Genomic DNA, 19,803 nt, shown 5'->3' on the forward strand with positions numbered 1-19,803 from the left:
AACTCACTCTGCTGCTGCTTCAACGTCCTCAGCTGGCTCTTCGTCGCCACCAAGGATCCTTTCTATAGTCTTGTCACCATGCTCTACAACAACTGTGTTGATCTGAATGATGTCAGGTGCAATTTCCTTTCCGCGCATCATCTTTCTGCGGCGTACACCTTTTGCAACTGGTGAATAACCAGTTCCTTCTGCAACGAGTACTTTTCTTCTGCTTGGTCCTGGAAGGTCCGGTCTCATGACCATTCCACTCTTGTCGCTTCCGCCAGTAATCTTAAGTGTGTATCCGGGTAAACCAGCGATTGCTCCATCTACGGTTTCTCCAATAGATTTACCAACTAATTTATTAGCTTCAGCGCCTGTGACATCGATCTGATATGATTTTGTCTTTGGGTCTGCTACCACTACTTTGAAATCTGCCATATTTTTTCCTCCTTATTAGTTTATTGTTCCTGTTGTTATGATCAGTCTTTATGAATATGCATTTGAATTATTTTGCCCAGAAAGCATTATCCCTTCTCTTGATTGCAAGAAACGCATCCAGTGCTTCTAATTCATCTGCCGTCATTGAATCGTAAATATCATGTTCGATTCTTTTTGCGTGTCTTTCAGGGACATTCACAAAGAGTGTATCCTCTTCCTTTATCTGTCTTCCAACCGTCGGTCCTTCAAGAGCCATTGCAACTTCCATACCAATCTTAGCCTCGGAAATGTTCTCTCCCCTTAGCTGAAGACCTTTGACCTTACCAACGACTTCACCATCTGTGTTTACCACATCTACGTTCGTCTTCACCGTTCCGCTAACGATCTTAACACCAACCACAGCCGGTTTGCTCTGGCGGAATATACAATCTGGCATTATCTGGAATCGTCCAGGTTTGATGATGGTATCGGATATCTCTTTCTCCGCAAGTTCCTTCTGCTTCTTGGCCCAGTCTTTGTAATCATCTATCAGGCGATATATCACATCGTTCCTGAAAAGTGTTACTTCCGTAGTAGTCTGGAGCTTCTCTTTTGCATCAGGAAGAACCTTTACGTTGAATCCGATAATTACCGAATAGAATGGGTCTTCAATTGCTGAAACTTCCACGATATCCCTGTTGCTGACGTCACCTACATGTGCTTTTCTTATAGGGATCTCTTCTTTCTTGAGCTCATTTACAAGAGCTTCAAGAGAACCTATGGTATCAGCTTTTATTGTGACACCAACAGAATCGGTATCTATCTGAACATCTGCTATCTCGCTTTTTACTTCTGCAGTAATAGCGTCGATGGTTTCCAGACTTACAACCCTTACAGGAGCTCCTGCAAGTGCACCTTCAAGATTCGGAGCTGATATCTTAACACCAACCGCAGCTGTGACTTCAGCTACCTGCTGGAATTTTTCCTCAGCTTTGATCTCTGAAAGCGGACGTGGTTTCAATAATGCCCTTATCTTTGTCTGAATGGGGTCGCCAAGGCTTCCCACAACTATAGTGTCACCTTTTTTGATGATTCCATCATAAAGTATAGTATCAATAGTTGTTCCAAGACCTTTCTCTTCTTTTACTTCAAGAACTGTTCCAATTCCAGGGCTCTTTGCATTATAATGCAGGCTTCCCTCGAGGAATTTCTGAGCGAGTCCGAGAAGGATCATGAGCACATCAGCAACACCTTCGCCAGTTACCGCACTTATAGGAATGACTCCGATATTGCGTTGGAAATCATTGACCCGGTCGTATCTTTCAGAATTGAATCCAAGATTGTACAGCTCACCAACAATTTCATAGAATTTGTTGTCAAGATCAGTCTTTACACGTTCACTCTGCTTGTTATATGTAGCAAGGAAAGGTGTATTCTTATTGGGCTCCCAACCGTGTATCCTGTCGATTTTATTTGCAACAACTACAAAAGGAGTCTTGAATCTCTTAAGTATGTGAAGACTTTCGATCGTCTGAGGCATAAAACCCTCATTGATGTCAACGATCACAATAGCGAGGTCTGCAAGCGCGCCTCCCCTGCTTCTCAGGGACGTGAACGCATGATGCCCGGGCGTGTCAATGAACAAAAGTCCCGGGACAATGAACCTCTCCTTAAGTGATGGATCCCCACATTTGTTAACAATATTATCAATAGGAACCTCAGTTGCACCTATGTGCTGAGTAATGGCACCTGCCTCTCCTTCGGCAACAGCACTTCCCCTGATTATATCAAGCAAAGTCGTTTTTCCGTGATCGACATGTCCCATCACAGAAACTATTGGTGTACGTAGATCTTCATTTACAGCCATGAAAAAGCCCCTTCAAAGATATTTAGATGATTGGAAAATAATTTACAGTAAAGGATACTTCAGGATATTTGCCATTATAATTGCAAACATCCCGACTGTCCATACTTACTCGTAGAGACAGACCTCATCGATCTTTGAATAGTTAACTATCTCTGAGTCCTTGAAGTGGATAGCTATCTCACGCTGTGCGGATTCTGTCGAATCTGAAGCATGTACTACATTCCTGCCTGTTTCAATTGCAAGGTCTCCCCTTATTGTACCTGGGAGTGCATCAACAGGATTTGTTGCACCGTTCACTGCACGCATGATAGCAATGGAATTCTTTCCTTCCACCACCATGGAAACAGAAGGACCTGATGTCACATATTCTATAAGTGAAGCAAAGAAGGGCCTTTCAGCATGCTCCTTGTAGTGCTCCTTTGCACTCTCTTCACTCATGACACACAGTCTCATAGCTGCAATCTTAAGACCACGGTTCTCTATCCTTGAGATGATCTCACCCATCAGTCCACGCTGTACTGCATCAGGTTTGATCATAATGTATGTTTGTTCCATTTAGAACACCCAATTATGCTTTCTTCAAGTAAATTCTGCCCTGTTCGGTCCAGACTGTACGTCTTGGTAACCTTCCAAGCTCGAAGTTGCTTTCGCATTTGGATGAACAGAAATAATAGGTAGAGCCATCCTTCTTTACAAAGAGCTTACCGGTTCCGGGTTCAAGAAATTCACCGCAAAAAGAACATTTTCTTTGTTCCATTGTAGTCACCTCATCTGGTAGTCAGTTTTTTAGCCTCTCTGGAAGTCTCGATTAACATCATAATGTCACCGATCCTTACAGCACCAACACAATTTCGGGTGATTATACGGCCCTTATCACGGCCTTCAAGCACACGGCACTGGATCTGGCTGGCTTCACCATGCATACCGGTATTACCGATAACATCGATGACTTCAGCCGCATAGCCTGTATCTTCATCTGCCATAGCGATACCTCACGTATCAGAATTATTTAAGCGCACTTACTTTCTGTGCAATGTCTTCAACAAGTTCGCCGCCCTTGCCAGCGTCGATAATAGCGACAGCGGAGCAAGCAACACCTATTCCACAAGCAGCACCGAGCTCTTTCTGCTCTTTAACATAGATGTAAGCAGCATTCTTCTCTTCACAGAGTGGTGCAATGTGTGCAATAACTTCAGCAGGATCAACATCTTCTGCAATTACTGCAAGCTTTGTGATGCCTCTCTCGATAGCTTTTGTCACTTCATTTATGCCTTTTTTTAATTTGCCTGTGTCTCTCGCCAGTTCTACACTCTCAAGTGCTTTATTTACAAGTTCTTCTGGAACATCAAATTTAGCTGCCATATTATATTCTCCTTCGAAACCATATTATATGCTATGGTTTTTCATTATTCATTGTATGCCGGTAATCCCGGCTAATTTGGCCAATTATGATTGCAATAATATTATCAATAATTAACTGACACAAAGTTCAATGCCAAATATTGGCTTTGAATTACTACATCCAAACAAATAATAATCTGCTGAATGCGCAATTGGAATCAATTAATAACTTGTTCAGGTATAAAGCTTGTGGCAGAAAAATAAACAAAAAAAAGAGAAAACGGTGATAAGATATCACCAGTATTGTTCCATTGCAAGGTTGAAGAAATTTGATTCATTACTCGTAACAACAACTGTTACAATCCTTCCATCATCCTCAATAGTCGTATCATATAACAGACCCCGTTCAGTACTGTTGGCTTCAAAGCCCGCGATTGTACTAATCGTGCCTTCCAATGGATTCAGGAATATCTCCGTCTTTGTGTAATTTCCATCTTCCATATTTCTGAATTCCAGATAGTGTTGCTCAGCAATGAGATCCTCAGAGCTCAGCATCTGATATTCAGCCCCTGGTACCACATATCCAAGTATTTCATCATATTCTGTAGAAGAGTTGGACATACCTGATGAGACATCGATAACAGATTCAAGACTACTGGAAGTACCTAATAGAGTAGGAGTACCTATCACATTAAAAAGTTCTCCGCCTCTTGAGAGAAGTTGATATCCATTATAAGTTCCTGCCCCTATATACTGGAAATTGATGACCTCTGGTGAAAGCACATGTGCTTCAAATGCAAAGCCCTCATCATCATAAGCTGAATACCTTTTGATTATCAGAGTATTGTATACTGAATACAGATCAGTGATATTAGGTGCAAAAGCCTGAAGCGGAGTACCATATACCTTTGAGTAATCAATATATGCTGCATTTGACACACCCTGCGGGCTAATTGTAAGCCCTTCAGCAATTGAATTTATTTCTGCATCAAAATGTGTTCCGTCAATAATCTCAAAACCCGGTGCATCCTCCAGACCTGTAACTTCTTCACTTGTATTGGAATCGTTTGCATCGCCGCTGAAAAAAAATGGTAATATTGACATTACCATTATAGCAGCCAGAAAAATAGCCACATATTTTTGATTCATTCATTCTCCTCAGATAATTGATTAATTTAAAAATGAGAGAAATGTCAAATAGCATTCTCTCCGATCTTTGCTATTGTGGCATCGATATCAGCTTTTAGCTCATCTGGAATACCCTGGATACCAACATCAAGGAATCCCCTTACGATCATACCCACAGATTCTTCTTCTGAGAGTCCCCTCGCCATAAGATACTCTATCTGCTCCCGTGCTATCCTGCCAACAGCAGCTTCATGAGATAGTTCGATATCTTCAACATTTGCCTCAAGTATAGGAATAGCTCTTTGCATACCACCGCCAAGTACGAGTCCGTGGCATTCCAGGTGCCCTTTGGCATTGTTTGCATTACCTATCATCTCACCCCGGGCAATTGCATTGCCTCCTGTAGTGATTGTCCTTGATATAAGTTCAGCCTTTGTATCCTCTGCGTTAAAGATGACCCTGCTTCCAAGATCAAGCTCGGAACCCGGATGTGCCACAGCTATTGTATTCAATCTTGCAAAGGCACCTTTACCTTCAAGGATAACAGTTGGATAGGCCTGTACGGATTTGACAGGTTTAAGAGTAATATAATTACTGATGTATGTACCGCCTTCTTCCACATGAACAACAGTCCTTGGTCTGACACCTATCTGTTCTGCCCAATTGTGGATCATAGTGAAATTAAGGGTTGCACCCTTTTTAACATACATCTCTGAAATTCCAAGGTGAAGACCCTTGTCAATTCCATGTCTTGTAGAGCATCCGGTAATAACATCAAGCTCTGCACCTTCCTCAACGATGACTATATTGTGAACCGTCTGAGAAACCTGCTTTGAACCTATGAGCAAACATGTCTGGACTGGCATCTTTGATTTTTTGCCTTCTGGTGCCCTTATAAAATACCCGTTTGCTTCCTGAAGATAACTCATTGCAGTGTATTTGTCTGTATCCGGCTTAACCAGCTTCCACATATAATCCTTAACCCATTCATGGGTTTTCATTGCATCCTCAAGGGACATCAGTTCTACAACATCCTCGTTACGCAGGGATGTGTGTGTCACTGTATTGTCAAGCATGATCAGACTGCCTGACCTATTGTCTTCAGATGGCGTGAATCCCACGTTCAGGAGTGTTCTCTGATCCTCTTCACTAAGCTCTTCGAGGTCATCGGCCTTTTCAGCATTATCTGGCGCAATACCATATTCATCAAGATCGAAATCCTCCCCGTAGGCAGCTTTCTTCCCGAGTGCGGCTTCTGCCTTCTTTTTTATATCCTCATCAGCTTGCATTTGATACACTCCTCATACCCTTGCTCTTTGATCTCTGTCAGCATCTCACGTGGGTTTCCTGAACACATGACCGTTCCATTGCACAGTATATACCCTCTGTCCGCTTCAATGTAATCAAGAACCTGTCCTGTATGTGTGATTACCAGTGCAGATTTACCGTGTTTGCATCTATCACCAGCACATTTGCAGTCTTTCTGTAAGAGTTCCTTTATAGTATGGCCAAGTTGCTCAATGCTTACGAGATCCACGCCGGATTCTGGTTCGTCAAGAAGGATAAAATCCGGGTTCTGTGCAGAAAGCTGGAGAAGCTCTGATCTTTTGATCTCCCCTCCTGAGAATCCGACATTTACATCCCTTTCAAAGAACCGCACCATGTCCAATGTTTCAGCAAGACTATCTGTATCCATCGGTTCTTTTGAAATGACATTCAGAAGATCATGAAGTTTTACACCACTCATATTAGGAGGCCTTTGTGTCATGATACCCATGCCCATCTGTGCCCTTTCAAAGACCGACATATTGGTAATATCCTCCCCTTTGAAAATGATCTCTCCTTCTACAACATTATAACCACTAAAACCCATCAGCGTCATAAGAAGTGCGGATTTGCCTGCTCCGTTTGGTCCGAAAAGAACGTTAGTGTAACCGGCTTGAACATCAAGGTCAACACCTTTCAGTATCCTTCGGCCGCCGATTTCAACTGTTAGATTATTGATCTCCAGCATAATATGGCCTCCTTTTATGATAATTTATATCCATGAACTACAAAATTCACGAAATCCAGCTTTATTATACAGGTTATCGGTTAAAAACCTATTGAAATTCAAAAAATACCCTGCGAATCCAACGCCATGCTAATGATATAAAATAGATAGTGGAGTTACAAGAAATTCAATGGATTCACAAACCTAGTTCCTTAGCAACCTCTTGAAACTCGTTACCTTTATCAGTTGTGACATAAAGATTACCTTTTTGCTCGATCAACCCATTTTCCTTTAAAAGGGAAAGGTATCTGTTCACAACTTCAAAGTTTAAATTTGCACGGTACACAATATGTGTTTTTTTTGCCCCCTCTAATGCAGCCCTTAATATTTCCACACTTATGGTTGTTTTACTTCTTCTTACTATAACACCACATCCACACTCAAATGCATAATTGAAAGATTATGTTTTTCGTGCTTTCCAGATAAAACTTTTATTGAAAGTTATATCATTTCAGACAAACTGTTCATAACACAATTTTTAATCACCCTTTACCCATCAGCAAATTTGCCCATATCCTAAATATTCTCGCCCTTCACTACCTTTTCTATCCACAGTAACATGAGCATCACTATTAGGAAAATGAACGTTATCTGCCACAGATAATAATGTACATAGCTAAAAAGCGCAGGGTACATCAATCCTACAAAAGACAAGAATACAAGCCTGAACATATTTATAATTAGCATTGCAGGCACACCCAAAACTACACCGAGCAACTTGTTACGTAATGTAGTAGGATAGGCAAGCACACACCCGGCATAAACAAGCAGTTCATACATCCCCGTGCATTCATCTATGACCATTACAGAAAAGTCGTTCATGTAAACAGACTGACCATATGACGAACTTTCAACTCCTAAGATGGACATAATGTCTGAAAGAGCATTCGCGGTCATTGTACTCAGGAAAATAAATTTCTCCTGGAAAAGTACATAGGTTCCTGTGAAAAGTGATATGAATAACAGATAAGGTCCAATGAATCTAATAACCTGTTCATTCTTTTTCAGAAAATCCTTCACATATATAAAGTAAGGCAAAGGATCAGCCGTCTTTTCTATAGTTTTATGTTTCCTGGCACCTTTTAAATTTCTGCTTTTTTTAGTCATATTCCCTCCAAGAACAAAGAAACTACGGAAAATAAAAATATGGAATTAATCACGACGTCTAAGCGTGATAATTCCAAGAGCTCCAAGTGCACCGACCATAACCAGTATACCAACAGGTGTCAATAATGGGACAACTGGCTGGCAGTGGAAGTGGCTTGGATCCTCATCCGTTACGACGGTTCCTTCGTCATCCTCACCGGTTACAACGGCAATGTTCTCATATTGAGGAATACACTCCTCCAATGTGTCAGTAACCACATAGGTCCACGTTTCTCCTATATCCAGAATATTATCATTGTTCATACTCTTGGAAACGATCTTATCATCCCCAATCGTACCAATAACATCATCCACGACGACGATATTCTCCAGTGGTACATCACCAGTGTTGGTTACGAAGTATTCCCACTCAATGGTTTGTCCTACCTCAATCTGAGGACCAAGTGGATAATCTGCATCCTGACCATTTGTATGCTTTTCAATGTCAATGTCAGGTTCACACCTTACAATGTAATGGCTTGGATCTTCGTCAGTCACCGGGATGACACCATAGTAGCCTACGACGTCAGCAACATTAGCATACTGTCCACATACTGCTGTACCTGTTGCCTCATAGGTCCAGACTTCATCAACATCCAGTATATCGTCATCGTTACCCTGATCTACAATTGTGGTAATTACACCAAGTTTATCGTCTGTAACAACTACATCTTCCAGTGGTACATTTCCAGTATTGGTAACAACATAGGTCCATGTTACATCATCCCCAGAATCAAGTTCAGGGCCTGTTGGATTATCTGCATCAAAACCGTTGGTTGCCTTTTCGATATCTATCTCCGGGTTTGGTATAGCAACGACGATACGTGCCTGATCCTCACCAGGAATATCAAGGTTTCCTCCGGCAATTACTCTGACTTCAAATTCCTGACCAGGAACAAGATTGAAATGGTCAGCGATACCACTTACCGATATTTCATACACCGCATTTGCGGCTTGACTGTTGGCTGCTTCTACATTTGCCTCTGTGAAACCTGGGAAAGAACCAGCAAGTGGAGAAACGGTCCAGTTATTTCCGGAAACGGTTATAAGTAAGCTTTGAGTATCCTGTGTTATCGTGATACTGAACTGTTCGGCAACACCAACTCCATTGATTGACTTCCCTGTTACAGGACCGACTGTGTCACCATTAAGAGCAACAGTTGATATGCTTCCATCACCATCAAGATCTCCTGGCAGACCATATACAGTGGCCATACCATAGAGAGTGTCAGATGCGATATCATAATTCGCATATATTGCATTCAAATCGTACCCACTTTCAAAAGGACCTTCGGTAGCCATATTATCATTAAAAAGCGTACCAGAATCCCTCATAGGATCATCATCATACCAAGTTCCAGCTTGGGAAATTACCATTTTGTCTCCAAACGGACCAGTTGGATCATACGTTGTAGCATCTGCCTGTCCAAAAGCCCAGTTTTCATTCCACTCCCCAACTCCACGCACCCCATCCACGGATATTGCCATGACGCTAGGGACAGAGAATAAAACAATCAATACACCGAACATTACATGTAATTTGTTCATTATTTTCTGCTCCCTTCTTATAAAGAATATATTATCAATAATGAATTAGTCACCACAATATATATCGATGCAACAAACTAAGTTTAGTATCTTTGCTCAGTAAAAAAATTCAGTATAAAGCCTTTTTATTTGAAATTACATAAAAGGATATCTGAACTTTATAAAAATAATAATGAGTAAGTGTACTTTTTAATGCTAGACGAAATCAGAATTAATTGTAAAAAAGAAAAGAAAAGAAAAGAAGGAATTAATCCTTCCTTCTTAGGTAGAATGTTCCTACAAGTCCAAGAGAGGCAACGAATACCATCATTCCAACAGGACTTAGCAGTGGCACCACAGGCTGACAGTAATAATGGGCTGCATCTTCATCTGTAACCTCATCACCTTCAAATTCGCCAGTGGCTGTTGCAATGTTCTTGTGCTGAGGTACGCATTCTTCAACACTATCCACGAGTTCATATGTCCAGACCTCTCCAGAGTCCAGGATATTATCATTGTTGATACTCTTTGAGATAATGCTCGATTCAGGAATTACTCCAAGCTTATCATCAACAACAACTATGTTTTCCAGTGGTACATCACCTGTATTCTCCACTACAAAGGTCCATATGATCTCATCACCCACAGCAAGCATAATTCCTGGCTGCTGATCAGCATCCTTTCCATTGATGTATTTCTCGATATCGATGTCTGGTCCACAGTTCACATTGTAATGACTGGGATCATTGTCAGTTACCGGAGTGGCACCATAGTAGCCTATAGTGTCTGCAATGTTAGCATACTGACCACATTCCGCAACTCCTGTTGCCTGATAGGTCCATACCTCACCTGGAAGAAGCGTGTCATCACCATTTCCTTTGTCAACAATGTTGCTAATGATACCAAGCTGATCGTCAGTGACAGTCACATTGGTAAGATGCACATTTCCAGTGTTAGTTACAACATACTCCCAAGTGACATTTGACCCATATTCCAGTGTTGGTCCTGGAGCCGTATCAGCATCGACACCATTGGTTGACTTCTCAATATCGATACGTGGTATGCAGACAACATTATAGTGGCTTGGATCCTCATCACTAACTGTGACCGTATTATAGTCACCCGTCACCGTACCAAGATTGGCATAGTCACCACATGAAGCACTGCCTGTTGCTTGATATGTCCAGATCTCGGCAAGGTCAAGGATGCCATCACCATTGGTATCACCGCTTTGGTAGACAGGGATAACACCCTTGTCATCGGTAACGACAACATTGTCAAGTGGGACATTACCTGTGTTTGTGACAACATAGGTCCACATTACAGAGTCCCCAACATCTAGTGATGGGCCAGGACCAACATCAGCATCCTCACCATTGGTAGCTTTCTCTATGTCAATGGCAGGACATTCACCGAAGTAGTGACTTGGGTCTTCATCGGTTACTGTAACTGCACCATGATCACCGGTAACATTACCAATGTTAGCATACTGACCACATTCAGCTGTACCTTCTGCTTCATAGGTCCAGGTCTCAGTAAGGTCAAGGAGGCCATCACCATTGGTATCGCCACTCTGGAATACAGGGGTAACACCCTGATCATCGCTGACCACGACATTGCTAAGAGGAACATTACCTGGGTTAGTAACAACATAGGTCCAAATTACTGTACCATTTTCCAGGATACTTGGGCCAGGACCAACATCAGCATCCTCACCATTGGTAGCTTTCTCTATGTCAATGGCAGGACATTCACCGAAGTAGTGACTTGGGTCTTCATCGGTTACTGTAACTGCACCATGATCACCGGTAACATTACCAATGTTAGCATACTGACCACATTCAGCTGTACCTTCTGCTTCATAGGTCCAGGTCTCAGTAAGGTCAAGGAGGCCATCACCATTGGTATCGCCACTCTGGAATACAGGGGTAACACCCTGATCATCGCTGACCACGACATTGCTAAGAGGAACATTACCTGGGTTAGTAACAACATAGGTCCAAATTACTGTACCATTTTCCAGGATACTTGGGCCAGGACCAACATCAGCATCCTCACCATTGGTAGCTTTCTCTATGTCAATGGCAGGACATTCACCGAAGTAGTGACTTGGGTCTTCATCGGTTACTGTAACTGCACCATGATCACCGGTAACATTACCAATGTTAGCATACTGACCACATTCAGCTGTACCTTCTGCTTCATAGGTCCAGGTCTCAGTAAGGTCAAGGAGGCCATCACCATTGGTATCGCCACTCTGGAATACAGGGGTAACACCCTGATCATCGCTGACCACGACATTGCTAAGAGGAACATTACCTGGGTTAGTAACAACATAGGTCCAAATTACTGTACCATTTTCCAGGATACTTGGGCCAGGACCAACATCAGCATCCTCACCATTGGTAGCTTTCTCTATGTCAATGGCAGGACATTCACCGAAGTAGTGACTTGGGTCTTCATCGGTTACTGTAACTGCACCATGATCACCGGTAACATTACCAATGTTAGCATACTGACCACATTCAGCTGTACCTTCTGCTTCATAGGTCCAGGTCTCAGTAAGGTCAAGGAGGCCATCACCATTGGTATCGCCACTCTGGAATACAGGGGTAACACCCTGATCATCGCTGACCACGACATTGCTAAGAGGAACATTACCTGGGTTAGTAACAACATAGGTCCAAATTACTGTACCATTTTCCAGGATACTTGGGCCAGGACCAACATCAGCATCCTCACCATTAGTGGCTTTCTCAATATCAATACCAGGACATTCACCGAAGTAATGACTTGGGTCTTCATCGGTTACTGTAACTGCACCATGATCACCGGTAACATTACCAATGTTAGCATACTGACCACATTCAGCTGTACCTTCTGCTTCATAGGTCCAGGTCTCAGTAAGGTCAAGGAGGCCATCACCATTGGTATCGCCACTCTGGAATACAGGGGTAACACCCTGATCATCGCTGACCACGACATTGCTAAGAGGAACATTACCTGGGTTAGTAACAACATAGGTCCAAATTACTGTACCATTTTCCAGGATACTTGGGCCAGGACCAACATCAGCATCCTCACCATTAGTGGCTTTCTCAATATCAATACCAGGACATTCACCGAAGTAATGACTTGGGTCTTCATCGGTTACTGTAACTGCACCATGATCACCGGTAACATTACCAATGTTAGCATACTGACCACATTCAGCTGTACCTTCTGCTTCATAGGTCCAGGTCTCAGTAAGGTCAAGGAGGCCATCACCATTGGTATCGCCACTCTGGAATACAGGGGTAACACCCTGATCATCGCTGACCACGACATTGCTAAGAGGAACATTACCTGGGTTAGTAACAACATAGGTCCAAATTACTGTACCATTTTCCAGGATACTTGGGCCAGGACCAACATCAGCATCCTCACCATTGGTAGCTTTCTCTATGTCAATGGCAGGACATTCACCGAAGTAGTGACTTGGGTCTTCATCGGTTACTGTAACTGCACCATGATCACCGGTAACATTACCAATGTTAGCATACTGACCACATTCAGCTGTACCTTCTGCTTCATAGGTCCAGGTCTCAGTAAGGTCAAGGAGGCCATCACCATTGGTATCGCCACTCTGGAATACAGGGGTAACACCCTGATCATCGCTGACCACGACATTGCTAAGAGGAACATTACCTGGGTTAGTAACAACATAGGTCCAAATTACTGTACCATTTTCCAGGATACTTGGGCCAGGACCAACATCAGCATCCTCACCATTAGTGGCTTTCTCAATATCAATACCAGGACATTCACCGAAGTAATGACTTGGGTCTGTATCAAACACCGGAATAACATCAAAGAAACCAACTACTGTGGCATTGTTCTCGTACTGGCCACACTCGGCAATTCCTGTTACTGCATATATCCATGTCTCTCCGATATCTAGTATACTATCACCGTTACCATTGCTTATGATGTCCGTTATGGGACCCAGTTTATCGTCATTAACGGATACATTCTCCAATGGCACATTGCCCGAGTTTGTTACAACATAGGTCCACAGGAATTCATCACCTTGCGGAATTCCAGGACCAGGTGCTGTATCAGCATCAACTCCTTTGGTTGATTTTTCAATATCAATAATTGGATTTGGTATGTCAAAGAACACAGCCGCAATGTCCTCACCAACAATATCAAGGTTTCCACCCGCGCTTGTGGCTACACTGAACCTTTGTCCAGGAGTCATATTGAAGTACTGGCCCAGGTTTTGTATTGATATTTCATACACACAGTTGCTACAATTATCGGGGCCACCTGCATTTCTATTTGCAGCGACTACATCATTTTCATCTATTCCCGTAAAGCCTATCGTGTTGACAGCCCAGTCATTATCTGAAATGACTATAATTATCGCTTTTTCGTCCTGGGATATTATGATGCTCCATTGTTCCCCGGGACCGATACCAGTGATCTGCTTTCCACTAACGTTTCCAGCTATGTCACCTTTTTCTGCAAGACCAATAATGTCCCCATTACCATCAAGATCACCAGGCAAACCATATACAGTTGGCATACCATACAGCGTATCGTTGATTATATCATAATGGGCATATAGCCCCTTTATATCGTATCCGCTGGGATATGGCCCTTCGGTACTCAGGTTCTCATTAAAATTAGTACCTGCATCAGCAGCAGGATCCTCATCATACCAGCTTCCATTCTGGAACACAACCATCTTGTCTCCATAAGGACCATTGGAATCATAGCCAGTACCATTTATCTGACCAAAGTTCCAGTTCTCATCCCATTCACCTATGCTTCGTTCTCCATCTACAGTAATAGCTCCTGCGGTACCTGAAATAATGAGTAACACCAACGCTATCACAAAAAGTATACTACATTTTGTCATACTTTCCCCACCTTTATAAATAAAAGATTTATTTCTATTAGGGAATAATTTGGTTTAGTCAGTATTTATCATTGCAGTAAACATAAATCAGTAGAAATTATCCTAAGCATAGTGAAGTATCATAGTTTCAAAACATAGGACAGGAACAAGAATAATCAAACTATTTTTTTTGCTCATCTCATTTTCAGATTGAGCTTTCCATAAAATATATCCTCAATTACCTTAAGTGATTCATCACTTATCTTTGTTCTTTTACCCCTATCAGTTTTTTCCATGTTGTTGTAATCAAAAATACTTTTGCATACACCATTACTTTTGTCCGAAGGGTCATTATCCTGAAGGAACACAATGCAACCTTCCAAACCAATCTCTTTTTGGATATACTTCAATGCATAACCTACACCATAATGGCATCCAACGCCAGGAAGAAAATATTTGTAACCTTCACTCTTTTTCTCCTCAAGCCAGGGAAAAAGATTGGAATCACTATCAATTATCAATATTCGGTCTTTTGTAAAACCTTGTTCCTTTAGTAACGCTATCATATTACCCAGGGAACAGGGGACATTACAAACTTTACCATCCAGTTTTAAACAGTTTCTATTTTTCCTTAACTTAAGGTTATCAGAAACCGGACACAACGAATTGCCTAATGGTTTGGCACAGTAAGGAAGAAAAGATATGCAACTATCCAGCTCATCCTCAACGATCTTCTGCAAGTCAACGGCAGGTGAGGAGACAGCTACACTGTAACTGAGCAAATGTTTATTTACCTGATTGGAATTCAATCTCTTTTCTACCAATCTCTTGTTTAAAGAATATGGAACAAATGAGTAGAATCTCTCCAAAGCTGATATTTTCGTTAATTACTCCCCCCTTTACTGCTAGATTCATTGGAATATGCGTATATCCCAACCATTCAATAATAGCTGAACCATTGTTCTAAAATCTTGGCGTTGCAATAAAATATCGAATAAGGTATCTTTTTTTGTGGAAACAAAAAAATATACAAATATACCCCACAAATCTAAAAACTATCTACATTAAATGAATAAAAAAGTAAGTAAGTAAGAAATTATATAAAAAATAATGGAAGATTCTCAAAAGTAGAAGAATCAAGTACAAGAAGGATGTTCGTTCGTATTAGGAGAGTTATGAGGAACATCCACCATATTTGGATAATCCCCTGAGAGAATACGATCCATCAGAACAATTGTTTCTTTGTGAACCTTAGTCATTTTTCCCTTGTCAATACCTTCCATTGCCAGATAATCGTTCATGCATTTACAAACGCCATTCTCTTTATCTTCCTGGCAATAATCATCAACAAAGGCGATACACCCTTTGTAACCAAGTTTCTTTCCAACATAATCTATGGCATAAGATACTCCATATTTGCAGCCTATGCCCGGCATGAAATATTCATAGCCTTCCTTTCTTTTTTGCTGAAGCCACGGGAAGAGATTTGAGTCACGGTCTATTATGAATATCTGATCTTTTTTGAAACCATGTTTCATGAGAACATCTACCATCTCACCCAGAGAACATGGTACGTCACACCTACCACCAGATACCTTAATACATTTCTGATTTTTACGTTTGTGAATCTTGTCTGATGCAGGACATGTATGCTCACCCATAGGCTTTGCACAATATGGTAAAAAAGCAACACACTTATCCAAATCTTCCCTCACCACTTTATTTATGTCCAAAGAGTGAGGATATAATGCCAAATTGTTTTCTATAAGAACATTCTCTTGTTTTTTGAATTTACATTTCCATTTAACAATCTTTTGATGAATTGAATAGGGAAGTAATCCATATATTAATTCTCGGCTCAACATTTTTTTCCTCCGTTCGGTTTTGGACCATACTTCCGTGGAGTAATCCAGAGTAAATTATAATGCCCAATTTGAACTTTTATCAAGCATTTGTTTGATTGGTCATCCCTATAAACATCATGACCATATATACATTTATTCATGTACATGAATTTTATTAAAAAATATATACTGTGACCATCGTAGTAAATATTTAAAAAAGACACTATAAAAAGTGTCTATATTTTATATATAAGTTATATAGGAAAAATAATGCTTCTGAACTTTAAAAATGTCAGTGAATATTCACTAATTAGCTTATTGATAGCGGAGACTAAAGACCCAATTCCTTTGCAATCTCCTGAAACTCCCTACCCTTTGCAGTTGTTACATACAGGTTCCCTTTATGTTCAAGCAGCCCTTTTTCTTCTAACATTACAAGATACCTGTTAACCATATCAAAGTTCAGATTTGCATTGTAAACTATGTGTGTTTTTTTCGCCCCCTCCAATGCAGCTTTTAATATCTCCACACTAATGGCAGTTCTGCTTCGTCTAATATCACCACATCCATTAGTTACAGCCTTTCCGTCAATCCCAATACTGCTCATGATGAATAAAAGTTGGAAGGAAACAACCCATCCCAACATGCAAATCCAATTTATTTTTTAGATCTGTATCCATAAGAAACTACAACAACTCCTGCAAGGACGAGACCAAATACAGCAATTATGCCCTTACTCTCAGGAGTAGTTACAGGTGAGGTTTCATCATCCATCACTTCATCTTCTGTGCTTGGAAGTGCTTTTTCCTGAGGTACTGATTCTGATTCTTCTGCAATTGTCTCTTCTTCAATAGTTTCCGTAGTAGCAACGCTACTAAAACCTCCCCCACCACCTGATGATTTGGTTTCAGTCGTAGTAGTAGGAGGTGCAGGATTAGTTGCACTAAGATCCATGGAAATTACTTCACCGCTCTGATAGCTACTAAGGTCCAATGTCGTTGTTTCCACATCATTTACATAGACAGTAACCACACTATAATCAGAACTAACTCCCAGCCTGTTGCTTCGTTCATCACCGAACATACCCGTATTAGTTACAATTGTTTCACCAACTGTCTGGCCATCAACAACGAGTGCCACTTCTGTTCCCACAGGTGCCGGACTTCCATCAACCATTAAACTCCCTTCTAGTACGACTGGAGGACTAACGGCTGCAGCAGGTACAGCTACTACCATGAATGAGAATAAAATTATTAAAACCTGTAATGAAACACCATATTTTTTATCGCTTATCATACGTCCCACCTTTGATAAATCAAAAAAGCAGTGAGAAATCTCACTGCAAATTTTACATGTTCCTTTCACCTCAGGCCAATACACACTCCTCGTTCACGAATACGTAATATCCTTCATACATATTCATTTCAAAGACATCTGTACCTATCTGGTTGCCGTTGAGGGGTCCTTCCTGCCCATTGTTGCCTACGTAAGCAAACTCATTTGCAGAGGTTACCCATGGTCCTATGACCTTGAAGTAGCAGTCATCGATCGTTGCGAGACTGATCTCTGCAGACAGTTCTACCTTGGCGTTGTGACCAATCGCATTCCATCCCGGATAAAGTGTCAGTGATGGAGGCGTAGATGGTACCTTTGGTGTGAAATAGTCCTCGAGTATGACAACTTCCTCAGACAGATTGTTGTGTACCCAATATGCCTTCAATGGCTCAAAGGTAGTTGGTACAATCATCGCAGTTCCATTGTCATAGAATACATCATCAACCTCTACGTCGGTAAAGTCCTGAAGTACATAGTCGATAGTTGCATTCTCAAGTGTCTCTGGGACTGAGATCAGGTTCCATCCTGGCAGGAGTATTATTCCTTGTGGATTATATACTGCTACACAGACGATATTGAACGCTGAATCTGTTCCATCATCCAATGTTGCCTTTATCAGGTACTTACCATCAGGTACACTTGTCGTATCAAGCACAGCTGTCCAGCCATCGGAGCTATCATTGTCCGTTGCGAACTCGGTCCAGACCTCACCAACGTCATCATCAGCACAGTTACCGTTGGTATCTGCAAAGATAGCAAACGTTGCCGTTATGATATCATCCTGACTGGAGTTGTCCACAACCTCGACGATCTGTGTCTTTGAGACCACATCACCATCGGAATGAGAGATGATCTCTGGTACTGGAACTACATTAGGTACTGTTACTATCTCAACTGTACCGTCTGTAACTACCACTCCGGCGATAGCTGTATTGCTTTCATCCTTGAGAACTACAGCGTTCAGGTCAAGGTCATAGGTTCCATCTGTTGCACCAGCCTTCACTTCGAACTCAATGGTTAACATTGTCCCGGCTTCCGGCGTATAGACGCCACCAGTGGCAGCAAGACCATAGGATATTGTACCTGCTGCGTCATCACCACTTCCAGGTGCTACGAGTGCTCCGGCTCCGAGCAGATCCTCATTGATAACATCATTTACCATGAGTACTGCAGGATCATAGGATAGCTGCAGGTTCACACCACGAAGGTTCTCATCAGCTGAATCAACATCAACTTCCACCAGGAACGTGTCACCGATATCGACAGGTCCACTTGTTACTGGAGATATTATAACCTCCGGCACGTCAGAGACCACTCCGTCAGCTACCTGAACGGTAGCATCCGTGACACTTACTCCAGCGATAGCTGTATTGGTTTCATCCTTGAGAACTACAGTGTTCAGGTCAAGGTCATAGGTTCCGTCTGTTGCACCAGCCTTCACTTCGAACTCAATGGTTAACATTGTTCCGGCTTCTGGTGTGTAGGTTCCGGCAGTGGAAGCGATACCACATGCTATGGTGCCTGCTCCGTCATCACCACAAGATATAGTGAGTGTGTCGGATCCAAACAGTTCATCGTTGGTAACGTCATTTACCATGAGTACTGCAGGATCATAGGCTAGCTGTAGGTTCACACCACGAAGATTCTCGTCGGCTGAATCGACTTCAACCTCTACCACGAACGTGTCACCAGGGCCAACAGGACCGCTTGTTGCAGGAGTTATTTTCACTTCTGGTTCATCAGGTGTAGGTACTACAACATCATCCCCTACTTTCAATGTTCCATCTGTGACCCCAACTCCAACGATAGGTTCATTGGCTTCATCCTTAAGAACAACACCATTTAGATCAAGGTCGTAAGTGCCATTTGCTGCACCTGCCTTTACCTCGAAATCAACGGTTAACATTGTTCCGGCTTCTGGTGTGTAGGTTCCGGCGGTGGAAGCGATACCACATGCTATGGTGCCTGCTCCGTCGTCACCACACGATATAGTGAGTGTGTCGGTTCCAAACAGTTCCTCATTGGTAACGTCATTCACCACGAGCACTGAAGGATCATAGGCTAGTTGCAGGTTCACGCCACGAAGGTTAGCGGTCTCAGAATCGACCATAACACTAACCTGGAACGTATCGCCTGCATCATACTCATTTGTCTGCGGATCTACTGACACTGAAGGTGCTGCTGCTGCAAGTCCTACGCCTACCATGAAACATGCACAAAATATTAAAAGGATGGCAGTTGATCCTGCCATTCCCTTACGTGTTGTTTTTGTCATGATTTC

General features: G+C 42.0%; 18 protein-coding genes. All 18 read right to left on the reverse strand.

The window, feature by feature from the left end:
* Positions 1 to 3 precede the first annotated feature (3 nt).
* On the reverse strand, positions 4 to 420 hold the full coding sequence (locus WN948_RS02085; RefSeq protein WP_342305345.1) for a 30S ribosomal protein S6e: 417 nt from the start codon (positions 418 to 420) through the stop codon (positions 4 to 6).
* Between the two features lie 67 nt (positions 421 to 487).
* Positions 488 to 2,266 carry a translation initiation factor IF-2 gene (gene infB / locus WN948_RS02090; protein WP_342305346.1) on the reverse strand — a complete coding sequence of 593 codons (1,779 nt, stop codon included), beginning with the start codon at positions 2,264 to 2,266 and terminating at the stop codon, positions 488 to 490.
* A gap of 105 nt (positions 2,267 to 2,371) precedes the next feature.
* Complete coding sequence (gene ndk / locus WN948_RS02095; protein WP_342305347.1) at positions 2,372 to 2,821, reverse strand: nucleoside-diphosphate kinase; 450 nt, start codon at positions 2,819 to 2,821, stop codon at positions 2,372 to 2,374.
* Positions 2,822 to 2,834: 13 nt separating this feature from the next.
* Positions 2,835 to 3,023, reverse strand: a complete 189-nt coding sequence (locus tag WN948_RS02100) for a 50S ribosomal protein L24e (protein WP_342305348.1) — start codon at positions 3,021 to 3,023, stop codon at positions 2,835 to 2,837.
* A gap of 10 nt (positions 3,024 to 3,033) precedes the next feature.
* The gene (locus tag WN948_RS02105) at positions 3,034 to 3,249 is read right to left on the reverse strand and encodes a 30S ribosomal protein S28e (RefSeq protein WP_342305349.1); all 216 of its coding nucleotides are present in this window, start codon (positions 3,247 to 3,249) and stop codon (positions 3,034 to 3,036) included.
* A gap of 22 nt (positions 3,250 to 3,271) precedes the next feature.
* Positions 3,272 to 3,628, reverse strand: a complete 357-nt coding sequence (gene rpl7ae, locus WN948_RS02110) for a 50S ribosomal protein L7Ae (protein WP_319507952.1) — start codon at positions 3,626 to 3,628, stop codon at positions 3,272 to 3,274.
* 273 nt (positions 3,629 to 3,901) lie between these two features.
* Entirely contained in the window at positions 3,902 to 4,756 is an 855-nt protein-coding gene (locus WN948_RS02115; RefSeq protein WP_342305350.1) for a hypothetical protein, read from the reverse strand.
* Between the two features lie 44 nt (positions 4,757 to 4,800).
* The gene (locus WN948_RS02120; RefSeq protein WP_342305351.1) at positions 4,801 to 6,024 is read right to left on the reverse strand and encodes a SufD family Fe-S cluster assembly protein; all 1,224 of its coding nucleotides are present in this window, start codon (positions 6,022 to 6,024) and stop codon (positions 4,801 to 4,803) included.
* Positions 6,003 to 6,749, reverse strand: a complete 747-nt coding sequence (locus WN948_RS02125) for an ABC transporter ATP-binding protein (protein WP_342305352.1) — start codon at positions 6,747 to 6,749, stop codon at positions 6,003 to 6,005. Before WN948_RS02125 ends, WN948_RS02120 begins: the two co-directional genes overlap by 22 nt.
* A gap of 175 nt (positions 6,750 to 6,924) precedes the next feature.
* A complete protein-coding gene (locus tag WN948_RS02130; protein WP_342306518.1) occupies positions 6,925 to 7,152 on the reverse strand; it encodes a winged helix-turn-helix domain-containing protein in 228 nt (75 codons plus the stop codon).
* 152 nt (positions 7,153 to 7,304) lie between these two features.
* Positions 7,305 to 7,895, reverse strand: a complete 591-nt coding sequence (gene artB / locus WN948_RS02135; RefSeq protein WP_342305353.1) for an archaeosortase B — start codon at positions 7,893 to 7,895, stop codon at positions 7,305 to 7,307.
* A gap of 45 nt (positions 7,896 to 7,940) precedes the next feature.
* Entirely contained in the window at positions 7,941 to 9,482 is a 1,542-nt protein-coding gene (locus WN948_RS02140; protein ID WP_342305354.1) for a hypothetical protein, read from the reverse strand.
* 247 nt (positions 9,483 to 9,729) lie between these two features.
* Positions 9,730 to 14,364 (reverse strand): hypothetical protein, encoded by a 4,635-nt coding sequence (locus WN948_RS02145; protein ID WP_342305355.1) that lies wholly within the window; start codon positions 14,362 to 14,364, stop codon positions 9,730 to 9,732.
* A gap of 173 nt (positions 14,365 to 14,537) precedes the next feature.
* Positions 14,538 to 15,152 (reverse strand): hypothetical protein, encoded by a 615-nt coding sequence (locus tag WN948_RS02150; protein ID WP_342305356.1) that lies wholly within the window; start codon positions 15,150 to 15,152, stop codon positions 14,538 to 14,540.
* 327 nt (positions 15,153 to 15,479) lie between these two features.
* The gene (locus WN948_RS02155; RefSeq protein ID WP_342305357.1) at positions 15,480 to 16,046 is read right to left on the reverse strand and encodes a hypothetical protein; all 567 of its coding nucleotides are present in this window, start codon (positions 16,044 to 16,046) and stop codon (positions 15,480 to 15,482) included.
* A gap of 472 nt (positions 16,047 to 16,518) precedes the next feature.
* Positions 16,519 to 16,833, reverse strand: a complete 315-nt coding sequence (locus WN948_RS02160) for a winged helix-turn-helix domain-containing protein (protein ID WP_342305358.1) — start codon at positions 16,831 to 16,833, stop codon at positions 16,519 to 16,521.
* A gap of 11 nt (positions 16,834 to 16,844) precedes the next feature.
* On the reverse strand, positions 16,845 to 17,483 hold the full coding sequence (locus tag WN948_RS02165) for a hypothetical protein (RefSeq protein ID WP_342305359.1): 639 nt from the start codon (positions 17,481 to 17,483) through the stop codon (positions 16,845 to 16,847).
* A 70-nt stretch (positions 17,484 to 17,553) separates the two neighbouring features.
* Positions 17,554 to 19,797, reverse strand: coding sequence for a cohesin domain-containing protein (locus WN948_RS02170; RefSeq protein WP_342305360.1), 2,244 nt, complete (start codon positions 19,795 to 19,797; stop codon positions 17,554 to 17,556).
* Between the last annotated feature and the right edge of the window lie 6 nt (positions 19,798 to 19,803).

The organism is Methanolobus sp. ZRKC5, assembly GCF_038446525.1.
Taxonomy (GTDB): domain Archaea; phylum Halobacteriota; class Methanosarcinia; order Methanosarcinales; family Methanosarcinaceae; genus Methanolobus.

Bases quoted from the DNA above. Each gene is read 5' to 3' on its own strand.
- WN948_RS02085 (WP_342305345.1), bottom strand. From the start codon at position 420: ATGGCAGATTTCAAAGTAGTGGTAGCAGACCCAAAGACAAAATCATAT.
- infB (WP_342305346.1), bottom strand. From the start codon at position 2,266: ATGGCTGTAAATGAAGATCTACGTACACCAATAGTTTCTGTGATGGGA.
- ndk (WP_342305347.1), bottom strand. From the start codon at position 2,821: ATGGAACAAACATACATTATGATCAAACCTGATGCAGTACAGCGTGGA.
- WN948_RS02100 (WP_342305348.1), bottom strand. From the start codon at position 3,023: ATGGAACAAAGAAAATGTTCTTTTTGCGGTGAATTTCTTGAACCCGGA.
- WN948_RS02105 (WP_342305349.1), bottom strand. From the start codon at position 3,249: ATGGCAGATGAAGATACAGGCTATGCGGCTGAAGTCATCGATGTTATC.
- rpl7ae (WP_319507952.1), bottom strand. From the start codon at position 3,628: ATGGCAGCTAAATTTGATGTTCCAGAAGAACTTGTAAATAAAGCACTT.
- WN948_RS02115 (WP_342305350.1), bottom strand. From the start codon at position 4,756: ATGAATCAAAAATATGTGGCTATTTTTCTGGCTGCTATAATGGTAATG.
- WN948_RS02120 (WP_342305351.1), bottom strand. From the start codon at position 6,024: ATGCAAGCTGATGAGGATATAAAAAAGAAGGCAGAAGCCGCACTCGGG.
- WN948_RS02125 (WP_342305352.1), bottom strand. From the start codon at position 6,749: ATGCTGGAGATCAATAATCTAACAGTTGAAATCGGCGGCCGAAGGATA.
- artB (WP_342305353.1), bottom strand. From the start codon at position 7,895: ATGACTAAAAAAAGCAGAAATTTAAAAGGTGCCAGGAAACATAAAACT.
- WN948_RS02140 (WP_342305354.1), bottom strand. From the start codon at position 9,482: ATGAACAAATTACATGTAATGTTCGGTGTATTGATTGTTTTATTCTCT.
- WN948_RS02145 (WP_342305355.1), bottom strand. From the start codon at position 14,364: ATGACAAAATGTAGTATACTTTTTGTGATAGCGTTGGTGTTACTCATT.
- WN948_RS02160 (WP_342305358.1), bottom strand. From the start codon at position 16,833: ATGTTGGGATGGGTTGTTTCCTTCCAACTTTTATTCATCATGAGCAGT.
- WN948_RS02165 (WP_342305359.1), bottom strand. From the start codon at position 17,483: ATGATAAGCGATAAAAAATATGGTGTTTCATTACAGGTTTTAATAATT.
- WN948_RS02170 (WP_342305360.1), bottom strand. From the start codon at position 19,797: ATGACAAAAACAACACGTAAGGGAATGGCAGGATCAACTGCCATCCTT.